This window comes from Streptomyces sp. NPDC016309 (assembly GCF_043077235.1).
Classification (GTDB): Bacteria; Actinomycetota; Actinomycetes; order Streptomycetales; family Streptomycetaceae; genus Streptomyces.
The window spans coordinates 22,993-42,854 of record NZ_JBIBSG010000011.1; the positions used below are offsets into that span (position 1 = coordinate 22,993).

19 protein-coding genes are annotated in these 19,862 nt (G+C 70.0%); 9 read left to right on the plus strand and 10 right to left on the minus strand.

What is annotated here, in order from left to right; genetic code table 11:
• Positions 1 to 22 precede the first annotated feature (22 nt).
• The 6 genes from gyrB to dnaA all read right to left on the minus strand — a co-directional run bounded on the left by gyrB (position 23) and on the right by dnaA (position 9,439).
• Positions 23 to 2,095 (minus strand): DNA topoisomerase (ATP-hydrolyzing) subunit B, encoded by a 2,073-nt coding sequence (gene gyrB / locus ACF068_RS25930; RefSeq protein ID WP_392276876.1) that lies wholly within the window; start codon positions 2,093 to 2,095, stop codon positions 23 to 25.
• A gap of 542 nt (positions 2,096 to 2,637) precedes the next feature.
• The gene (locus ACF068_RS25935) at positions 2,638 to 3,183 is read right to left on the minus strand and encodes a DUF721 domain-containing protein (RefSeq protein ID WP_392276877.1); all 546 of its coding nucleotides are present in this window, start codon (positions 3,181 to 3,183) and stop codon (positions 2,638 to 2,640) included.
• A complete protein-coding gene (gene recF / locus ACF068_RS25940; protein ID WP_392276709.1) occupies positions 3,165 to 4,283 on the minus strand; it encodes a DNA replication/repair protein RecF in 1,119 nt (372 codons plus the stop codon). The genes ACF068_RS25935 and recF overlap by 19 nt, the downstream gene beginning before the upstream one ends.
• Before the next feature lie 58 nt (positions 4,284 to 4,341).
• Complete coding sequence (gnd, locus tag ACF068_RS25945) at positions 4,342 to 5,220, minus strand: phosphogluconate dehydrogenase (NAD(+)-dependent, decarboxylating) (protein WP_392276710.1); 879 nt, start codon at positions 5,218 to 5,220, stop codon at positions 4,342 to 4,344.
• Between the two features lie 139 nt (positions 5,221 to 5,359).
• A complete protein-coding gene (gene dnaN, locus ACF068_RS25950; protein WP_126884177.1) occupies positions 5,360 to 6,490 on the minus strand; it encodes a DNA polymerase III subunit beta in 1,131 nt (376 codons plus the stop codon).
• 1,167 nt (positions 6,491 to 7,657) lie between these two features.
• Positions 7,658 to 9,439: a chromosomal replication initiator protein DnaA gene (gene dnaA / locus ACF068_RS25955; protein ID WP_392276711.1), complete on the minus strand. Its 1,782-nt coding sequence runs from the start codon at positions 9,437 to 9,439 to the stop codon at positions 7,658 to 7,660.
• A gap of 361 nt (positions 9,440 to 9,800) precedes the next feature.
• Here dnaA and rpmH point away from each other — a divergent pair, with 361 nt between their 5' ends.
• The 9 genes from rpmH to ACF068_RS26000 all read left to right on the plus strand — a co-directional run bounded on the left by rpmH (position 9,801) and on the right by ACF068_RS26000 (position 16,645).
• The gene (rpmH, locus tag ACF068_RS25960) at positions 9,801 to 9,938 is read left to right on the plus strand and encodes a 50S ribosomal protein L34 (protein ID WP_018846094.1); all 138 of its coding nucleotides are present in this window, start codon (positions 9,801 to 9,803) and stop codon (positions 9,936 to 9,938) included.
• A 20-nt stretch (positions 9,939 to 9,958) separates the two neighbouring features.
• Positions 9,959 to 10,330, plus strand: a complete 372-nt coding sequence (gene rnpA / locus ACF068_RS25965; protein ID WP_392276712.1) for a ribonuclease P protein component — start codon at positions 9,959 to 9,961, stop codon at positions 10,328 to 10,330.
• On the plus strand, positions 10,327 to 10,653 hold the full coding sequence (yidD, locus tag ACF068_RS25970) for a membrane protein insertion efficiency factor YidD (RefSeq protein WP_392276713.1): 327 nt from the start codon (positions 10,327 to 10,329) through the stop codon (positions 10,651 to 10,653). The genes rnpA and yidD overlap by 4 nt, the downstream gene beginning before the upstream one ends.
• Before the next feature lie 3 nt (positions 10,654 to 10,656).
• The gene (yidC, locus tag ACF068_RS25975) at positions 10,657 to 11,895 is read left to right on the plus strand and encodes a membrane protein insertase YidC (protein WP_392276714.1); all 1,239 of its coding nucleotides are present in this window, start codon (positions 10,657 to 10,659) and stop codon (positions 11,893 to 11,895) included.
• 14 nt (positions 11,896 to 11,909) lie between these two features.
• On the plus strand, positions 11,910 to 12,419 hold the full coding sequence (locus tag ACF068_RS25980) for a protein jag (RefSeq protein ID WP_392276715.1): 510 nt from the start codon (positions 11,910 to 11,912) through the stop codon (positions 12,417 to 12,419).
• 158 nt (positions 12,420 to 12,577) lie between these two features.
• Positions 12,578 to 13,288, plus strand: coding sequence for a 16S rRNA (guanine(527)-N(7))-methyltransferase RsmG (rsmG, locus tag ACF068_RS25985; RefSeq protein ID WP_392276716.1), 711 nt, complete (start codon positions 12,578 to 12,580; stop codon positions 13,286 to 13,288).
• 233 nt (positions 13,289 to 13,521) lie between these two features.
• Positions 13,522 to 14,607, plus strand: a complete 1,086-nt coding sequence (locus tag ACF068_RS25990) for a ParA family protein (RefSeq protein WP_392276878.1) — start codon at positions 13,522 to 13,524, stop codon at positions 14,605 to 14,607.
• Positions 14,604 to 15,707, plus strand: coding sequence for a ParB/RepB/Spo0J family partition protein (locus tag ACF068_RS25995; RefSeq protein ID WP_392276717.1), 1,104 nt, complete (start codon positions 14,604 to 14,606; stop codon positions 15,705 to 15,707). The genes ACF068_RS25990 and ACF068_RS25995 overlap by 4 nt, the downstream gene beginning before the upstream one ends.
• Positions 15,708 to 16,027: 320 nt before the next feature.
• Positions 16,028 to 16,645 carry a GNAT family N-acetyltransferase gene (locus ACF068_RS26000; RefSeq protein WP_392276718.1) on the plus strand — a complete coding sequence of 206 codons (618 nt, stop codon included), beginning with the start codon at positions 16,028 to 16,030 and terminating at the stop codon, positions 16,643 to 16,645.
• A gap of 81 nt (positions 16,646 to 16,726) precedes the next feature.
• Here ACF068_RS26000 and trxA read toward each other — a convergent pair whose 3' ends face one another.
• The 4 genes from trxA to sigM all read right to left on the minus strand — a co-directional run bounded on the left by trxA (position 16,727) and on the right by sigM (position 19,810).
• Positions 16,727 to 17,074: a thioredoxin gene (gene trxA / locus ACF068_RS26005; protein ID WP_392276719.1), complete on the minus strand. Its 348-nt coding sequence runs from the start codon at positions 17,072 to 17,074 to the stop codon at positions 16,727 to 16,729.
• 43 nt (positions 17,075 to 17,117) lie between these two features.
• Positions 17,118 to 18,092 carry a thioredoxin-disulfide reductase gene (gene trxB / locus ACF068_RS26010; RefSeq protein WP_392276720.1) on the minus strand — a complete coding sequence of 325 codons (975 nt, stop codon included), beginning with the start codon at positions 18,090 to 18,092 and terminating at the stop codon, positions 17,118 to 17,120.
• A 123-nt stretch (positions 18,093 to 18,215) separates the two neighbouring features.
• The gene (locus ACF068_RS26015; RefSeq protein WP_392276721.1) at positions 18,216 to 19,109 is read right to left on the minus strand and encodes a hypothetical protein; all 894 of its coding nucleotides are present in this window, start codon (positions 19,107 to 19,109) and stop codon (positions 18,216 to 18,218) included.
• Positions 19,106 to 19,810, minus strand: coding sequence for an RNA polymerase sigma factor SigM (gene sigM, locus ACF068_RS26020; protein WP_392276722.1), 705 nt, complete (start codon positions 19,808 to 19,810; stop codon positions 19,106 to 19,108). The genes ACF068_RS26015 and sigM overlap by 4 nt, the downstream gene beginning before the upstream one ends.
• Positions 19,811 to 19,862 lie beyond the last annotated feature (52 nt).

The following is a 19,862-nucleotide window of genomic DNA, read 5'->3' on the forward strand; positions in this document are numbered from 1 at the left end:
CGTACGGTCAGCTGAGACCGACTCAGATGTCGAGGAAGCGGACGTCCTTGGCGTTGCGCTGGATGAACGAGCGCCGCGCCTCCACGTCCTCGCCCATCAGCACCGAGAACAGGTCGTCGGCCTGGGCCGCGTCGTCCAGCGTGACCTGGCCGAGCACCCGGTGGTCCTGGTCCATGGTGGTGATGCGCAGTTCCTCGGCGTTCATCTCGCCCAGGCCCTTGAAGCGCTGGATGGAGTCCTCGCGGATGCGCTTGCCGTTCTGCTTGCCGAGCTCGACGAGCGCGTCGCGCTCACGGTCCGAGTAGGCGTACTCGAAGTCGTCCCGGCCCCACTTGATCTTGTACAGCGGCGGGCGGGACAGGTAGACGTGCCCGGCCTCGACCAGCGGCCGCATGAAGCGGAAGAGGAAGGTCAGCAGCAGGGTGTTGATGTGCTGGCCGTCGACGTCGGCGTCCGCCATCAGGATGATCTTGTGATAGCGGAGCTTCTCGATGTCGAAGTCCTCGTGCACACCGGTGCCGAAGGCGGAGATCAGCGCCTGGACCTCGGTGTTCTGGAGGATCTTGTCGATCCGCGCCTTCTCGACGTTCAGGATCTTGCCGCGGATGGGCAGGATGGCCTGGAACTCGGGGTTCCGGCCGGACTTGGCCGAGCCGCCGGCGGAGTCGCCCTCGACGATGAAGATCTCGCACTTGGACGGGTCGTTCGACTGGCAGTCGGACAGCTTGCCCGGCAGCGAGGCGGACTCCAGCAGGCCCTTGCGGCGGGTGAGGTCGCGCGCCTTGCGGGCCGCGACCCGGGCCGTGGCGGCCTGGATCGCCTTACGGACGATGTCCGCGGCCTCGTTCGGGTTGCGGTCGAACCAGTCGGAGAGGTGCTCGTGGAGCACCTTCTGCACGAAGGTCTTGGCCTCGGTGTTGCCCAGCTTGGTCTTGGTCTGGCCCTCGAACTGCGGCTCGCCCAGCTTGACGGAGATGATCGCCGTCAGGCCCTCGCGGATGTCCTCGCCGGTGAGGTTGTCGTCCTTCTCGCGCAGCAGCTTCTTGTCGCGCGCGTACCGGTTGACCAGGCCCGTGAGCGCGGCGCGGAAGCCCTCTTCGTGCGTACCGCCCTCGTGGGTGTGGATCGTGTTCGCGAACGAGTACACGCCCTCGGTGTACTGCGAGTTCCACTGCATCGCGATCTCGACGGAGAGCAGCCGCTCCTTGTCCTCCGCCTCGACCGAGATGACCGTGGGGTGGATGAGCTCGCCCTTGCGCGAGTTCAGGTACTTGACGAAGTCGACGATGCCGCCTTCGTAGTGGTACGAGACCGTCCGCGCCGGCGCCTCCTCCACCGTCTCGGCGGCGTCGGGGTCGTCGGCGTTCATCGTCGCCTTGGCCGACTCGCGCTCGTCGGTCAGCGTGATGCGGAGGCCCTTGTTGAGGAAGGCCATCTCCTGGAAGCGGCGCGAGAGCGTCTCGAAGGAGTACTCGGTCGTCTCGAAGATGTCCGGGTCGGCCCAGAACGTGACGGTCGTGCCGGAGTCCTCGACCGCCTCGTGCTTGGCGAGCGGGGCGGTGGGCACGCCCAGCTTGTAGTCCTGGGTCCAGCGGAAGCCGTCCCGCTTGATCTCGACGGACACCCGGGTGGACAGGGCGTTCACGACGGAGACGCCCACGCCGTGCAGACCGCCGGAGACGGCGTAACCGCCGCCGCCGAACTTGCCGCCCGCGTGCAGGACGGTCAGCACGACCTCGACGGCTGGCTTCTTCTCGACGGGGTGCATGTCCACGGGGATACCGCGACCGTTGTCCACGACCCTGACGCCACCGTCCGCGAGGATGGTCACGTCGATGGTGTCCGCGTGCCCTGCCAGGGCCTCGTCGACGGAGTTGTCGACGACCTCTTGTACGAGGTGGTGGAGTCCACGCTCACCGGTCGAGCCGATGTACATGCCGGGACGCTTGCGAACCGCGTCCAGACCCTCGAGGACGGTGATCGCGCTGGCGTCGTACGACGAGGTGACCTCGCCGTTCTCGCCGGCGGCAGTGGACGGAATGTTCTCGTTGGGGTTGCCGGAATCGGCCACGAAGCGCCCTTTCTGGCACAGCACAAGCCGTCTCTCCGGGCATGCGGGAGCGGCTGCGTCGTTCGACATGTTCCGCAGTGGGCGGGATTACCTACCAGTCTACCGGTAGCACTGACATTAATGGGGGCTTGCCGGTGCCTGAGTCCGCATGTGCCGCCCTGAACCGGCGCCGACCGACTCCCCATATCCGGGAAGGGGCTCCAAGAGCCTCACGCCGCCACTCAGCGCTTCGGACTGTCAACCGCCGGCGACCGTGACGACCACCTCACCCGGAGCCGACCCCCGGCACCCCTCTCACCCCCCGGCACCCCCTCCGTGCGGCCCCCGGCCCCCCTTGTCCCGCACGCGTGCCCAGCGCGAGCGGGGCGGGGATGGGACGGGGGCGGAGCCGTACCGGCGCCCGGGACGAAGCGGGGTCGCGCCGCCAGGCAGCGGTGTATCGGTGTACGGGCGTACGGGTGTGCCGGTGCCCGGGCACCCGGCGCGGGCGGGCGGGGCCGGGCCGCGCGAACGGGCCCGCGGGGGCGGGCCGCGGGGACGGGCCCGCGGGGACGGGCCCGCGGGCGTCACCCGTAGGTGTCGCCCGGCCCCATGCTCCCCGGCGCCCGCAGCGGCCCCCCGTATCCGCGGCGGGGGGCGCCGGGGCCCAGCACCTTGATGACCCGTACCGTCCCGTGCCCCAGGTCCTCGTTCAGCCGGGCCACCAGCCGGGGCGCCAGCAGCCGGAGCTGGGTGGCCCACGCGGTGGAGTCGCACTGCACGGTCAGCACCCGCTCGTCGGGGTCCTCGTCGTACCGCAAGGGCACGCAGTGCTTCGCCAGGTCCTCACCGACGATCTGCGGCCACCGGCCCATCACGCCGCCCACCGCCGCCGGGGTCTCCCAGCCGCGTTCGGTGATCAGCCGGTTGATCGCGGCGCCCAGCGGCAGCGGATCGCGGCCGTCCGCGCGGGCACCGGACCGCAAGCCACCGCCCCGCCGGGCCTGCTTCTTCTGCTGCGCGGCCGCGCCCCGCGCCTTCGCCTGCTCCTTCGCCGCGCGCAAGGCGACCCGCGCCAGATCGACCCCGGACGGCTCCGGTACGTGCGCGTCCGTCACAGCCGTTCCACCGATCCCTCCGACACCCCGTACCGCACCCCTGCCAGCACTCCCGGTACGTCGTCGTCGACCGCCGCCGTCACCAGCACCTGCTCGCCCGGCGCGACCAGCTCCGCCAGCCGTTCGCGTCGCCGAGCGTCCAGTTCCGCGAAGACGTCGTCGAGGATCAGCACCGGCTCGTTGCCCTCGCCACGCAGCAGGTCGTACGAGGCCAGCCGCAGCGCCAGCGCGTACGACCAGGACTCGCCATGGCTCGCGTACCCCTTCGCCGGCAGTTCCCCCAGCTTCAGCACCAGGTCGTCGCGGTGCGGGCCCACCAGGGTGACGCCGCGCTCGATCTCCTGCTTGCGCACCTCCGCCAGCGCGGCGAGCAGCGCCTCGTACAGGGCCTCGCGCCCCTGCGCCCCGGCCACGGCCCCCTTGTACTCCAGGGCCACCGGCCCGCCGCCCGGCGCGAGCTGCTCGTACGCCTTGTCCGCCAGCGGCTGGAGGGTGGCGACCAGGTCGAGGCGCTGCGCCAGCAGCTCCGCCCCGGCCCGCGCCAGGTGCTGGTCCCACACGTCCAGCGTGGACAGGTCCATGGAGCGGCCGCCGTGCCGCCGGGCCATGGCGGCCGACTTCAGCAGGGTGTTGCGCTGCCGGAGCACCCGCTCGTAGTCCGACCGCACGCCCGCCATGCGCGGGGACCGGGCCGTGATCAGCTCGTCCAGGAAGCGCCGGCGCTCGCCCGGGTCGCCCTTGACCAGTGCCAGGTCCTCCGGCGCGAACAGCACCGTCCGGACGATCCCCAGCACGTCGCGCGGCCGGACCTGGGACGACCTGTTGATACGGGCCCGGTTCGCCCGCCCCGGGTTGAGCTCCAGCTCCACGAGCTGCGACCGCTCGCCCTGCCGTACGGCGGCCCGGATGATCGCCCGCTCGGCGCCCATCCGCACCAGGGGGGCGTCGGACGACACCCGATGGCTGCCGAGCGTCGCCAGATAGCCGACCGCCTCGACCAGGTTGGTCTTGCCCTGCCCGTTGGCGCCGACGAGAACGCTGACGCCCGGATCGAGAGGGACCTCGACCCGGGCGTACGAGCGGAAGTCGGCCAGCGACAGATGCGTGACGTGCATGGTGTGCGCCGACCTTCCCCCGGCATGCCGTGCACCGCCGGGTGCACAGCCTGTGGATCTACTTCTTGGACTCGACCGCGTGGCCGCCGAACTGGTTGCGCAGCGCGGCGATCATCTTCATCTGCGGGGAGTCGTCCTGCCGGGACGCGAACCGCGCGAACAGCGACGCGGTGATCGCCGGCAGCGGAACGGCGTTGTCGATGGCGGCCTCCACGGTCCACCGGCCCTCGCCGGAGTCCTGGGCGAAGCCGCGCAGCCGGTCCAGGTGCTCGTCCTCGTCCAGCGCGTTGACCGCCAGGTCCAGCAGCCAGGAACGGATGACCGTGCCCTCCTGCCAGGAGCGGAAGACCTCGCGCACGTCGGTGACGGAGTCGACCTTCTCCAGCAGCTCCCAGCCCTCGGCGTACGCCTGCATCATGGCGTACTCGATGCCGTTGTGGACCATCTTGGCGAAGTGGCCCGCGCCGACCTTGCCCGCGTGGACGGATCCGAACTCGCCCTCCGGCTTGAGCGCGTCGAAGACCGGCTGGACCTTCGCCACGTCCTCGGCGTCGCCGCCGTACATCAGCGCGTAGCCGTTCTCCAGGCCCCAGACGCCACCGGAGACACCGCAGTCGACGAACCCGATGCCCTTCTCGCGCAGCTCGGCGGCGTGCTTCTCGTCGTCCGTCCAGCGCGAGTTGCCGCCGTCGACGACGACGTCACCGGGGGAGAGCAGCTCGGACAGCTCGTCGATCGTGGACTGGGTCGCGGCTCCGGCCGGGACCATGACCCACACCACGCGCGGACCCTTGAGCTTGTCCACGAGCTCCTGGAGGCTGTGGACATCGGCGAGGTCAGGGTTGCGGTCGTATCCGATGACGGTGTGACCCGCGCGGCGGATGCGCTCGCGCATGTTGCCGCCCATCTTGCCGAGACCGACGAGACCGAGCTCCATCAGAGAATCCTCAATCGTTGTGTGCGGAGAGTTCGTACCCGCGTCCGAGCCTACGCCCGGACGCGGGCGCACACCTGTGGGGTCGGGCGCTCATCAGACGCATGATCAGCCACTCAGGCGCACCGCCCCCGGCGGCGGCTCAGCCGCTCAGCCGCACCGGCATGATCAGGTACTTGTAGGCCTCGTCCGCCTCCGCGTCCACCGCCGGCTTGCCGCTCAGCAGCGCCGGCTTGGTGGAGGTGGTGAAGGAGAGCTGGGCGACCGGCGAGTCGATCGCGCTCAGGCCGTCCAGCAGGAACGTCGGGTTGAAGGCGATCGAGATGTCGTCGCCCTCCAGCTGCGCGTCGACCCTCTCCACAGCCTGTGCGTCGTCGCTGGAACCCGCCTCCAGGATGAGGACGCCCTGCTCGAAGCTCAGCCGGACCGGCGTGTTCCGCTCGGCCACCAGCGCCACGCGCTTGACGGCCTCGACGAAGGGCGCCGTCTCGATCACCGCGACCGAGTTGAACTCGGTGGGGAAAAGTGTCCGGTACTTCGGGAGGTCGCCCTCGAGCAGCCGGGTGGTGGTGCGCCGCCCCGCGCCCTCGAAGCCGATCAGGCCCTCGCCCTTGCCCGAGCCGGACAGCGCCAGCGTGACCGTGTCGCCGCTCGTGAGCGCCTTGGCGGTGTCCAGGAGCGTCTTGGCGGGCACCAGGGCGACCGCGGAGGCGTCCGGGGACTCCGGCTTCCACAGGAACTCGCGGACCGCGAAGCGGTAGCGGTCGGTGGACGCCAGCGTCACCGTGTCGCCCTCGATCTCGATGCGCACACCGGTCAGGACGGGCAGCGTGTCGTCACGGCCGGCCGCGATGGCGACCTGGGCGGCTGCGGAGGCGAAGACCTCACCGGGGACGGTGCCGGTCGCGGTGGGCATCTCGGGCAGCGCCGGGTACTCCTCCACGGGCATGGTGTGGAGGGTGAAGCGGGAGGAGCCGCAGACCACGGTCGCCCGTACACCGTCTGTGGAAATCTCCACCGGACGGTTGGGGAGGGCGCGGCAGATGTCGGCGAGAAGGCGGCCGGAGACGAGGACCGTGCCGTCCTCCTCCACCTCCGCCTCGACCGAGACCCGCGCGGAGACCTCGTAGTCGAAGCTGGAGAAGCTCAGCGCGCCGTCCTCGGCCTTCAGCAGAAGGCCCGCGAGCACGGGCGCCGGCGGACGGGCCGGGAGGCTGCGGGCCACCCAGGCCACCGCCTCCGCGAGTACATCGCGCTCCACCCGGATCTTCACCGGAACCGCCTCCTGCTGTTGCTGGCTCTTTCGTCGACTGCGGGAACCAGTCTGACGCACGCCGCCGACAGTCGGTGCGGGTCGGGGTCAAGTCGCGACGAGGGGCACCCGGCGCTCCGGGGCCGAGTTGTGCACAGGCCCCGCTTCCAAGCGGATTCCCCGGTAACTCTGAGTGGGAGTAGTAGTAGGGCCTGTGGAAACCGTGGATAACGTCATCCACCCAGGTCACGGCACGTTTTTTGTCCACCGCGCCTGTGGGTGGCACCGGTGGACAACCGGCCCTTTCTGTGGACGCGGGAAAGTTCTGCACACCCGATGCACAGCGGGGGCCCACTTCTCCCCAGCGCCGTCCCCAGTTTTACCCAGCTTCCCCACAGGCCAACCGACCACCTTGGTGTGACCGCTTTCACTCGGCGCGGTGAGGCCGGGCGTTTCGTTGCCGAACAGTGGACAGCGGTGTGGAGAAGCTGTGGACCATGGACCGCCACCTGTGGGCCGCCGGTGGACAACGGCGAACGGGCCCTGTGGACGACGCGCGCGTCCACAGCCTGTGGAGCACGCTCGGCCACAAATCCACAAGCCGTTGACCTGCAAGGACGCAGTCCCCACAGCCCGCCCTGTGGATGCGATCTGGACAACTCGGCAGTCCCCAGGCTGTGGATTGAAGATCGTGCCCAGAGCTGTGGAGAACCCGGTGACCGACCGAACTATTCGAACAGTCCGGGCTCCGGCACCGGGGGTGGGCCACGGCGAGGAGCGCCCGCAGCCCTCTCCCGGAGCCTCCTCGGACCCCTCCTGGAGCCCTCCTGTGAACCGCCCTGAACCCCTCCTGGAATCGTTCTGTGAACCGTCCTGGAGTCCGGCCGGAGCCCCCCCCGGGCCCCCCCCGGGGGCCGCGGGGGGCCGGCGGGGGGGGCGGCGGGGGGCCCCCGCCCGCGGGGCGGCCCACCCCCCCCCCCCGCGGGGGGGTGGGGGACCGGGGCCCGGGGGGCGGGGTTTTGGTGGTCGGCGCGCCCGGGGGCCCCCCCCCCCCCCCCCCCCCGCCGGGGGGGGGGGGGGGGGGGGGGGGGGGGGGGGGGGGGCGCCCCCCCCGGGGGGGGCCCCCCCCCCCCCCCCCCCGGCGGGGGCTCCAGGGGTTCGTGGCCGGGAGTCGGCCGCCGGCCGTCCTCAGCCGTTCTTGATGCGGTTCGTGAGTTCGGTGACCTGGTTGTAGATCGAGCGGCGCTCCGCCATCAGCGCCCGGATCTTGCGGTCGGCGTGCATCACCGTCGTGTGGTCGCGCCCGCCGAACTGCGCGCCGATCTTCGGCAGCGACAGGTCGGTCAGCTCGCGGCACAGGTACATGGCGATCTGGCGGGCCGTCACCAGCACGCGGCTGCGCGACGATCCGCACAGGTCCTCGACCGTCAGCCCGAAGTAGTCGGCGGTGGCCGCCATGATCGCGCCGGCCGTGATCTCCGGGGCCGCGTCCTCGCCGCCGGGGATCAGGTCCTTCAGCACGCCCTCGGTCAGCACCAGGTCGACCGGCTGCCGGTTGAGGCTCGCGAACGCCGTCACCCGGATCAGCGCGCCCTCCAGCTCGCGGATGTTGCGCGAGATGCGGGACGCGATGAACTCCAGGACCTCCGGCGGGGCGTTGAGCTGCTCCTGGACCGCCTTCTTGCGGAGGATCGCGATCCGCGTCTCCAGCTCCGGCGGCTGCACATCGGTCGTCAGGCCCCACTCGAAGCGGTTGCGGAGCCGGTCCTCCAGGGTCATCAGCTGCTTGGGCGGCCGGTCCGAGGACAGCACGATCTGCTTGTTCGCGTTGTGGAGCGTGTTGAAGGTGTGGAAGAACTCCTCCTGCGTCGACTCCTTGCTCGCCAGGAACTGGATGTCGTCGACGAGCAGGATGTCCACGTCGCGGTACCGCTTGCGGAACGTGTCGCCCTTGCCGTCGCGGATGGAGTTGATGAACTCGTTGGTGAACTCCTCGGAGCTCACGTACCGCACCCGCGTACCGGGGTAGAGGCTGCGCGCGTAGTGGCCGATCGCGTGCAGCAGGTGGGTCTTGCCGAGCCCGGACTCCCCGTAGATGAAGAGGGGGTTGTACGCCTTCGCCGGCGCCTCCGCGACCGCCACGGCGGCGGCGTGCGCGAACCGGTTGGACGAGCCGATGACGAACGTGTCGAACAGGTACTTGGGGTTCAGCCGCGCGTGCGGCTCCCCGGGGCGGCCGCCCGTGGCACCCGCCCCGCCGCCGCCCGAGGGGCTTCCGGCACCGCCGGGACGCTGCTGCCCGGGGGTGTCCGCCAGGTGGTCGCGCCGGTCGCCGCGCTGCTGGTCGTACGCCGGGGGCTCGGACGTCTGCGGGCCCCGGTAGTCGTGGTGCGGCTGCTGGGGACGCGGCGTCGCGTACGGGTCGCGCTCCTGGAAGCCGCCGAGGCGCGGCTGCTGCCAGCCCAGGTCCTCCTGGGTGCGCGGCCAGGCGCCGGGCTCCGGGCGCTGCTGCTGGTACTCCGGGTAGGCGGGGCGCACGGTCGGCAGCCCGTCGTCGGGCATGGGCCGGTGTCCGTAGCCGTCGTACTTCTCGTACGGCTTGTCGTAGGGCTCGCCCTGCTGCCGCTCGTCGTAGCGGGACGGCTGCGGGGGCTGCTGCCGGGGGCCGGGGGCCGGGGGCGCGGGCGGCTGGTCACCGGCGGAGTCGTCGACGGTGATCGCGATCCGGATGGGGCGGCCGCACTCGCGGCTGAGCGTGTCACTGATCAGCGGGGCGAGCCGGCCCTCCAGCACGCGCTTGCCCCATTCGTTGGGGACGGCGAGCAGAGCGGTGTCCGCCACCAGGGCCAGGGGCTGGCAGCGCTCGATCCACTGCTTGTCCTTCGGCTCGATGCCCTGCTGGCCCTCGCCGAGGAGCTGCTCGAGCACTCGTGGCCACACTGCGGCAAGATCAGCAGGTACGTCAGCCACAAGGCACGCTCTCTCACAGGTCCCACGAATGTGTGGTTCTCGGGACGGGATGGAAGGACAGGCAGGAAAGGAATCCGAGTTCAGCCACGGTAGTCGCGGCGGCTCACGTGGTTCAAGTTGTTGTCCACAGCCTGTGCATAGTGGACCATGGCTCGACGCCGGTTTGACCGGATGGCGTAGCCGCGCGTACCGTAACCAGGTCGAGTTGTCGATGGCTGCTGCCGCCTGCCTCCGATGGGCAAAGATCACGGTCAGTGATCGTGAAAGCGGTGCACTCGGGCGTATTGCGAGCTACTCGTGGGCGCACGGTGACAGCCAGGCGATGTCCCGCCACCACCCAAATCATTTCTGGAGCCCCCGAGTGAGCAAGCGCACCTTCCAGCCGAACAACCGTCGTCGTGCGAAGACCCACGGTTTCCGTCTGCGCATGCGTACCCGCGCCGGCCGCGCCATCCTGGCGAACCGCCGCAGCAAGGGTCGCGCCAACCTGTCCGCCTGATCGCCTAAACAGGTCATGACGTGCTGCCTACCGAGAATCGGCTGAGGCGGCGCGAGGACTTCGCGACCGCGGTACGCCGAGGACGCCGGGCAGGCCGCCCGCTCCTCGTCGTCCACCTGAACAGCGGTGCAACGGACCCGCACGCGTCGGGGGAGAGCGCTCCCCCGGCACGTGCGGGTTTCGTCGTCAGCAAGGCCGTGGGCGGTGCCGTCGTCCGTAACCAGGTGAAGCGCAGGCTTCGCCATCTGATACGCGACCGGTTGCCTTCCCTGCCCCCCGGTAGCCTGGTGGTAGTACGGGCGCTGCCCGGCTCGGGTGACGCCGATCATGCACAGCTGGCCCAGGACCTGGATGCCGCCCTTCAGCGGTTGCTGGGAGGGGGCGCGCGATGAAGTACCCGCTGCTGGCTCTGATCAAGTTGTACCAGTGGACGATCAGCCCGTTGCTCGGCCCCGTCTGCCGGTACTACCCCTCGTGTTCCCACTACGGATACACGGCCATCGACCGGCACGGCGCGGTCAAGGGGACAGCTCTGACCGCCTGGCGCATTCTGCGGTGCAACCCGTGGTCGCCGGGCGGTGTGGACCATGTTCCCCCTCGTAAGCGCCCGCGCTGGCACGAAATGCTGCGCGACGCGCTGCGCGGCGGCAAGGGCGGGAACTCCGCCGAGACGAGCCCGGCCGCAGAGACCTCGCCCAATGCTCAAGGAGCCTGATTAGTGGACACGATTGCCAGTCTGTTCGCCTTCATCACCACACCTGTTTCGTGGGTCATCGTCCAGTTCCACAAGCTGTACGGGGCGATGTTCGGCCCTGACACCGGCTGGGCCTGGGGCTTGTCCATCGTGTCCCTCGTGGTGCTCATCCGGATCTGCCTGATCCCGCTCTTCGTGAAGCAGATCAAGTCGACCCGGAACATGCAGGCGCTCCAGCCCAAGATGAAGGCGATCCAGGAGCGCTACAAGAACGACAAGCAGCGTCAGTCCGAAGAGATGATGAAGCTGTACAAGGAGACGGGCACCAACCCGCTCTCCTCGTGCCTGCCCATCCTCGCGCAGTCGCCGTTCTTCTTCGCCCTGTACCACGTGCTCTCCAGCATCGCCTCGGGCAAGACGATCGGCGTCATCAACGAGCCGCTGCTCGACAGCGCTCGTGAGGCGCACATCTTCGGCGCCCCGCTGGCCGCCACCTTCACCGACAGCGCTGCCAAGGTCGCCTCGCTCAACGCCTCGATCACCGATGTCCGCGTGGTCACCGCGATCATGATCATCCTCATGTCGGCGTCGCAGTTCTTCACTCAGCGCCAGCTGATGCAGAAGAACGTCGACCTGACGGTGAAGACCCCGTACATGCAGCAGCAGAAGATGCTGATGTACATCTTCCCGGTCATCTTCGCCGTGATGGGCATCAACTTCCCGGTCGGTGTCCTCGTCTACTGGCTGACCACCAACGTGTGGACCATGGGCCAGCAGATGTACGTGATCAACCAGAACCCCACCCCGGGCAGCAAGGCGCAGGACCACTACCTCCAGCGACTGCTCAAGAGCGTCACCGCCCACGGGGAGGTGCGTGGCCGCCGTCGGCGCACCGTGGTCCAGTCCATCGTGGCCAAGGGTCCGGACCGCAACGACAACGAGCGCAAGTTCGTCACCGCTCTCGCCAAGGCCGGGTTCACCGCCCAGGCCGACGGTTCCGTGCAGAAGGCCGATCCCGCCACCGCCGAGGCGGAGGCCGCCGCCGCGAGCCGGCGCCAGCAGCCCAAGCGCCAGCCCAAGGCGAAGCGCCAGGCCGGGGCCACCCAGCAGTCCACGGCCAAGACGTCCCTGGAGAAGGCCGACGAGCCCGGGGACGCCACGCCGAAGCAGCCCGCCAAGCCCGCCGGCGGGTCCGCACGCCAAGCCAAGTCCGGACAGCGCAAGGGCCAGCAGCGGCCCAAGCACCCGTCGTCCAAGAAGTAAGAAGGAGTCCATCCGTGACGGAAGGCACCACCTCCGCCGCCCAGGGTGGCGACACCCTGACCCGCCTGGAGCAGGAGGGCGAGATCGCGGCCGACTACCTCGAGGGTCTGCTCGACATCGCCGATCTCGACGGCGACATCGACATGGACGTCGAGGCGGACCGCGCCGCGGTCTCGATCATCAGCGACTCGGACAGCCGTGACCTCCAGAAGCTGGTGGGCCGTGACGGCGAGGTGCTGGAGGCGCTCCAGGAGCTGACGCGTCTCGCCGTGCACCGGGAGACCGGCGACCGCAGCCGGCTGATGCTGGACATCGCGGGCTTCCGGGCCCAGAAGCGCACCGAGCTCGCCGAGCTGGGTGCCCAGGCCGCCGACGAGGTCAAGAGCACCGGCGAGCCGGTCAAGCTGAAGCCGATGACCCCGTTCGAGCGCAAGGTCGTGCACGACGCGGTGGCCGCCGCCGGTCTGCGCAGCGAGTCCGAGGGCGAGGAGCCCCAGCGCTTCGTCGTCGTCCTCCCTGCCTGACCACCCTCCGGTGGGAGTGCCCCCGGCTCGCACGCCAGTGAGAGCCCGGGGGAGTCGGCCCCGTCTGTTCGCAGGCGGGGCCGATCTTTGTCAGCCTGATAGTCACTGATCACTGGGCAGCTCCCAGTGCGGTAATGCGGTACGGAAGGACGGTTCCCGTGACGGAGGCAGAGCAGCTTCCCCATGCGCCTCAAGAGGCGCGGACGGTTTTCGGTGAGTTCTTCCCCGAGGCCGTGCGGTACGCGGAGCTCCTCGCGGACGCGGGCGTCAAGCGTGGCCTCATCGGCCCCCGCGAGGTGCCGAGGCTCTGGGAGCGGCACCTGCTGAACTGCGCGGTGCTCTCCGAGGTCGTGCCCGAGGGGGTCACCGTCTGCGATGTCGGCTCCGGAGCCGGCCTGCCGGGCATCCCGCTGGCGCTGGTCCGCCCGGACCTGAAGATCACCCTGCTGGAGCCCCTGCTGCGCCGTACGAACTTCCTCCAGGAAGTCGTGGAGCTGCTCGGCCTGGACCATGTGACCGTGGTGCGCGGACGGGCCGAGGAAGTGCTCGGCAAGCTGCCCCCCGTCCATGTCGTCACCGCACGTGCCGTTGCCCCGCTGGACCGGCTGGCCGGCTGGGGCGTGCCCCTGCTGCGCCCCTACGGCGAGATGCTGGCGCTCAAGGGGGACACGGCGGAGGAGGAGCTCCAGGGCGCCCGGGCCGCACTGAGCAAGCTCGGTGTCGTGGAGACCTCGGTGCTCCAGGTCGGCGAGGGCATCGTCGACCCGCTGTCCACGGTGGTCCGGGTCGAGGTGGGCGAGAGCCCCGGAGGCGTCCGGTTCGCCGCGAAGCGGGCCAAGGCCGCCAGGACCTCCCGTCGGCGCCGCTGACCCGGTTGATCCTCATACGTACGCATTTCGGAGTGTCGTGACACCCGGACCCTGCGGCGAGTGCATCAATGTTTCACGTGAAACGTCGCTCACTGCTGCAGGGAATCATCAGCCGCGGCCGCGCGGCTGCCACGCCGCGCGACCGTAAGCCACCCACCAGGGCTACGGGGTTGTCCACAGAGGTGGAGTTCTCCACAGAACCACGGGCCTCGCTGGTTCACGACCCCGAAAGCATGGCAGGCTCTGTTCATCGCGAGCCTGAAGCCGAGGAGAGTGAATCCTTGCGGTCCGACGCCAACATCGCGGGACCGATGACCGATCCGGTCCCCGGTCCCCGAACCGAATCGGCGGGGGAGGATGTTTCACGTGAAACACCGCCCCCGATGGACGACACCCCCATCGGCCGAGCTGCCCAACTGGCGGTGGAAGCATTGGGCCGTGCGGGTGAAGGACTCCCCCGGCCTGAACAGACCCGCATCATGGTGGTCGCCAACCAGAAGGGCGGGGTCGGCAAGACCACCACAACGGTCAACCTCGCCGCGTCCCTGGCCCTGCACGGTGCCCGGGTCCTGGTCATCGACCTCGACCCGCAGGGAAACGCCTCCACGGCACTCGGTATCGACCACCACGCCGAAGTGCCATCGATCTATGACGTCCTGGTGGAGAGTAAACCGCTTTCCGATGTGGTCCAGCCCGTCCCGGACGTCGAGGGACTCTTCTGCGCTCCGGCCACCATCGATCTCGCCGGTGCGGAGATCGAGCTGGTCTCGCTGGTGGCCAGGGAGAGCCGGCTTCAGCGAGCGATCCAGGCCTACGAGCAGCCGCTGGACTACATCCTCATCGACTGCCCGCCGTCACTCGGCCTGCTCACGGTCAATGCCCTGGTGGCCGGCGCCGAGGTACTGATCCCGATCCAGTGCGAGTACTACGCGCTGGAGGGCCTCGGCCAGCTCCTGCGGAACGTCGACCTGGTGCGGGGCCACCTCAACCCGGCACTGCACGTGTCGACCATCCTGCTGACCATGTACGACGGCCGGACCCGGCTGGCGTCGCAGGTGGCCGAGGAGGTCCGCAGCCACTTCGGTGACGAGGTGCTGAGGACCAGCATCCCGCGGTCCGTCCGTATCTCGGAGGCGCCGAGCTATGGACAGACGGTCCTGACGTACGACCCCGGTTCCAGTGGCTCGCTGTCCTACCTCGAAGCGGCCCGCGAGATCGCCCTGCGGGGAGTCGGCATCCGGTATGACGCCCAGCACACCCATGCGACCCAGATGGGCAACCAGAACAACCAGCACAGCATGTCGGAGGGGATCCAGTGAGCGAGCGACGTAGGGGGCTGGGGCGTGGGCTTGGTGCGCTGATCCCCGCCGCACCCCAGGAACGGCCGGCGGCGTCGGTCGGAGCAGGGTCCACCTCTCCGGGGGCGGTCCCGTCCCTGGCGACCGAGCGAGGGGTGGCGGCCGCGAAGGTGGCGAAGCTGCCGCAGAGCTCGGGCCCCGTGGACAGTGGCTTCCCCGTGGTGGAGCCCGACGTGGTCGTCGAGACCGAGGCGTCGGCCGGAGCGCACTTCGCCGAGCTGCCGGTGGACTCGATCACGCCCAACCCGCGCCAGCCGCGCGAGGTGTTCGACGAGGACGCCCTGGCCGAGCTGGTGACCTCCATCAAGGAGGTCGGGCTGCTCCAGCCCGTCGTCGTGCGCCAGCTCGGTCCGGACCGCTACGAACTCATCATGGGCGAGCGGCGCTGGAGGGCCTGCCGGGAGGCGGGCCTGGAGCGCATCCCCGCGATCGTCCGTGCGACCGACGACGAGAAGCTCCTGCTGGACGCCCTGCTGGAGAACCTGCACCGGGCGCAGCTGAACCCGCTGGAAGAGGCCGCGGCCTACGACCAGCTACTGAAGGACTTCAACTGCACGCACGACCAGTTGGCCGACCGTATCGGCCGGTCGCGTCCCCAGGTCTCCAACACCCTGCGTCTGCTCCGGCTGTCGCCGCCCGTCCAGCGCCGGGTCGCCGCCGGTGTGCTGTCGGCCGGTCATGCCCGGGCGCTGCTCTCGGTGGAGGACCCCGAGGCCCAGGACAAGCTGGCGTACCGCATCGTCGCCGAGGGTCTCTCGGTCCGGGCGGTGGAGGAGATCGTGACGCTGATGGGCTCCGAGCCCAGCGGCACCCCCAAGCCCAAGGGTCCGCGGGCCGGCGCCCGTGTCTCCCCCGCGCTCTCGGAACTCGCCACGCGGCTCTCCGACCGTTTCGAGACGCGCGTGAAGGTGGACCTGGGACAGAAGAAGGGCAAGATCGTCGTCGAGTTCGCGTCGATGGAGGATCTGGAGCGCATCCTGGGCACTCTCGCACCGGGCGAGGGGCGGGTCCTGGAAAAGGGACTGGCCGACGAGCACTCCGAGGACAGTGACGAGGGCTGAGACCGTAGCTCTCTCCCGCGCTCGCGCGGTGCGGTTCCAGGGCGGATCGTGTCCGGTGTTCACCGGTACGCGGTCCGCCCTTTGGCCTCTTCCCGTATGCGTGCCATCACCCGATCGATACGATGCGTTCTGGTATGCGCATCCGCCTGATCCACCTCGGAGGGAGAGCCAGGCATGCGAGAGGTGAGCCGCAGCCAACTGCTGACAGCAGGACTGGGACTCGGTGCGGTCGGCGGGTTCATCGGCAGCCTGCTCCGGGAACGGAGCGCGCTGACCGCCGCTCTGGGAGCGGCAGGCGAAGGAAGTGAGGAACAGCCTTCATGGGGCGTCGGCTCGTACCGCTCACGTTGGACAACCTTCCGGATCTCCCCCAACGGTGTCGCGCGTGCGTCTTCTGGGAGCTTGATCCGGTCAGTGGAGAAGCCGCGGTAAAGGCGGGCACTCCTGAGCTGGAGAAGGAAGCCTGGATCTCCGCCGTGCTGCTGGACTGGGGCTCCTGCGGCCGCGTGGTCTATGTGGACGACGTACCGGTCGGGTACGTCCTCTACGCACCGCCGGCCTATGTGCCGCGCTCGACCGCCTTCCCGACGAGCCCCGTGTCGCCCGATGCCGTGCAGCTCATCACGGCCTGGATCGCGCCCGGCTACCAAGGGCAGGGGCTGGGGCGCGTGATGGTGCAGACCGTGGCGAAGGACCTGCTGCGCCGGGGGTTCAAGGCGATCGAGGCGTTCGGTGATGCCCGATGGAAGGAACCGGCCTGTGTCCTGCCGGCCGACCATCTGCTGGCCGTCGGCTTCAAGACCGTGCGCCCTCACCCGGTGCACCCCAGGCTTCGGCTGGAGCTGCGCACCACGCTGTCCTGGAAGGAGGACGTGGAGCTCGCGCTCGACCGTCTCCTGGGAGCTGTCCAGAAGGAACCGGCACTGCGCCCCCTGTGACGGGCCGAGGAGCCTCTGTCATGCCGAACGGCCCATCCCGGGGCGGGATGGGCCGTTCATGTTTCACGTGAAACGTGGGCGTCAGGCCTTGGTGACCTGGTTGCCCAGGTACGGCTCCAGGTCGCGGAGGATCGCGGCCTTCGGCTTGGCGCCGACGATGGTCTTGTCGACCTCGCCGTTCTTGTAGACGTTCAGCGTCGGAATCGACATCACGCCGTACTTGGCGGCCGTGGCGGGGTTCTCGTCGATGTTCAGCTTGACGATCGTGATCTCGTCACCGTGCTCGGCGGCGATGGCCTCCAGCGACGGGGCGATCTGGCGGCACGGACCGCACCAGGCGGCCCAGAAGTCCACCAGCACGGGCTTGTCGCTCTTGAGGACGTCCTCTTCGAACGAGTCGTCGGTCACGTTCTTCAGGTCGCCGGCCACGGCGGCCTCCTTCGGTTTCGCGGGTGTGGGTGGGGAAGGGTGGTCAGACCGTGGCGGTCTTCTCGGGCTCGGCGGCCTTCTCGCCATCGGCGAGCGCCGCCAGGAAGCGCTCGGCGTCGAGCGCGGCGGAGCAGCCCGTGCCGGCGGCCGTGATCGCCTGGCGGTAGGTGTGGTCCACGACGTCACCGGCGCCGAAGACACCGGTGAGGTTGGTGCGCGTCGACGGCGCGTCCACCTTGAGGTAGCCCTCGTCGTCCAGCTCGAGCTGACCCTTGAAGAGCTCGGTGCGCGGGTCGTGGCCCACGGCGATGAACAGGCCCGTCACCGGAAGCTCGGAGGTCTCGCCGGTCTTGGTGTTGCGCAGCGTCAGGCCCGTGAGCTTCTGCTCGCCGTGGATCGCCGCGACCTCGCTGTCCCAGGCGAACTTGATCTTCGGGTCGGCGAACGCGCGCTCCTGCATGGCCTTGGAGGCACGCAGGGTGTCCCGGCGGTGGACGATGGTGACGGACTTGGCGAACCGGGAGAGGAAGGTCGCCTCCTCCATGGCGGTGTCCCCGCCGCCGACCACGGCGATGTCCTGGTCCTTGAAGAAGAACCCGTCGCAGGTGGCGCACCAGGAGACGCCACGGCCCGACAGCGCGTCCTCGTTGGGCAGACCCAGCTTGCGGTGCTGAGAGCCGGTCGTGACGATCACGGCCTTCGCGCGGTGCACCGTGCCGGCGGTGTCGGTCACGGTCTTGACGGCACCGGACAGGTCGACCGAGACGACGTCGTCCGGGATGAGCTCGGCGCCGAAGCGCTCGGCCTGGGCCCGCATGTTGTCCATCAGGTCGGGGCCCATGATCCCGTCACGGAAGCCGGGGAAGTTCTCCACGTCGGTCGTGTTCATGAGCGCACCACCGGCGGTGACGGCACCTTCGAAGACCAGCGGCTTCAGCGAGGCTCGCGCCGTATACAGCGCAGCCGTGTAGCCGGCGGGCCCGGAGCCGATGATGATCACGTTACGGACGTCGCTCACGGGTTTCTTCCTCGTCTCTGCAGACTGCCTACTGCCTACGTGGGCCGGGTCAAGGACTCTCACCCCACCCAACGGATCCTACGGGGCCTGCATTCCCGCGGTGTCCGAGCGGCACGGCATGGGTCACGGACGAGGGTAGGCGTGGGTCAGCAGCAGGTCCGCCTTGGCACTGCTCGGTGTGGCGGCGCAGGAGGCGTCGACGACGTACGCCTGGACCTTGGAGGGATCCGTGCTGTGTGGCAGGACCACCAGATACGCCTGCTTGCCCTCATACGTGCCCGGCTGGGCGGCGAGCGGCTGGTCGCTGCGGCCGGTGCCCGCCTGGACACAGGACGGCACCGCCACGGCGTCGTCCGCCGCCATCGTGGACGGGCTGTCCACCGAAGGGGGCTGCCGCTTGTCGGAGCGGGGCTGCTTGGTGTGCTCCTCGGCCGCCAGCAGCGCTTCCACCCGGTCCTCCACGGCCGTACCCGAGAAGGTGCCCTCCTGAGGGGCGCTGACCGCGCTGTCGGTCGTCTTCGACCCGGCGGGGTCGTCCTCCGACTGGACGGCCTGGAAGAGCAGGACGCTCACCCCCATCGCGGCGACGCCGAAGACCGCGCTGAGCACGGCGGTGCGGCGCCGGCGTCGCACCGGGCGGGCGCGACCGGGTCCGGTGGCGGCGCTGGGGCGGCCGGCCGGACGGTCGGCACGGACCGGTTCGGAGGTGAGGGGGGCGGGCGCTGTTTCACGTGAAACATCCCCGGTCGCGTCCGAGGGCGCCGTGGCGTTCAGCAGGGCTTCGGCGGCCAGGGCGGCGTCGATGCGTCCGGCGATGTCGGCCGGCATCCGGGAGGGTCCCGGGAGGGTGCCCAGCAGCCCGCGGATCTCCTCCAGGGAGGAGAGAACGTCCGCGCACAGCTCGCAGTCGTCCAGATGCGCCCGTACGTCCGCCGTACGGGACGGAGGGAGGAGCCCCTCGGTGAGGTCGGAGATCTCCGCGACGTCCGGGTGCTGAGTCGTGTCGGTCGTGGTCACGCGCGCCCACCTCCGCCCTTCACAGCAGCAGGATCACTTGGTCCTGCATCCCTTGGTCCCGACGCCGGTGGGACGGATGTCCCTGGCGTCCGGTTCCTTCCCCGGTCCAGGCCATCGTTATCCACGGAGTCACCGCGCAGATGAGTGAGGAGTGGAAGGAGCCGGGCCCTCCCCCGCGCACAGCGGCTTTTGATGGTGCCCGCCGGGACATCCAGAACACGTGCCGCCTCGGCGACCGGATAGCCCTGCATGTCCACGAGCACCAGAGCGGCGCGCTGGTCCGCGGGAAGCTTCGCCAGGGCGGCCAGGAGCTCGCGGTGGAGGTCCTGCCGCTCGGCCGGGGCCTCCGCCGACTCATGGGGCTCCAGGAGCTGCTCCAGCCGCTCGGTGTCGTCCACGGGCGACGTCCGGCGGGACGCGGCCTTGCGCGCCCGGTCGAGGCAGGCGTTCACCGTGATGCGGTGCAGCCAGGTCGTTACGGCGGACTGGCCGCGGAAGGTGTGGGCGGCCCGGAAGGCGGACACCAGGGCGTCCTGCACGGCGTCGGCCGCTTCCTCGCGGTCCCCCAGCGTCCGCACGGCGACGGCCCAGAGCCGGTCCCGGTGCCGGCGTACGAGCTCACCGAAGGCGTCCGGGTCCCCGGCGACATGCCGCGCCAGGAGCTCCTGGTCGCCGGGCTCGCCCGATACCCCGCTCGTCATGCCGCCACCTCCTCTTCCCCGCTCCTCGGCGGCACCGCGCCGGGTGGCAGCC

Coding starts and splice junctions, on each gene's coding strand:
- recF (WP_392276709.1), bottom strand. CDS start 4,283: ATGCACGTCACGCATCTGTCGCTGGCCGACTTCCGCTCGTACGCCCGG.
- gnd (WP_392276710.1), bottom strand. CDS start 5,220: ATGGAGCTCGGTCTCGTCGGTCTCGGCAAGATGGGCGGCAACATGCGC.
- yidD (WP_392276713.1), top strand. CDS start 10,327: ATGAAGTACCCGCTGCTGGCTCTGATCAAGTTGTACCAGTGGACGATC.
- ACF068_RS25990 (WP_392276878.1), top strand. CDS start 13,522: ATGGCAGGCTCTGTTCATCGCGAGCCTGAAGCCGAGGAGAGTGAATCC.
- ACF068_RS26000 (WP_392276718.1), top strand. CDS start 16,028: ATGGGGCGTCGGCTCGTACCGCTCACGTTGGACAACCTTCCGGATCTC.
- sigM (WP_392276722.1), bottom strand. CDS start 19,810: ATGACGAGCGGGGTATCGGGCGAGCCCGGCGACCAGGAGCTCCTGGCG.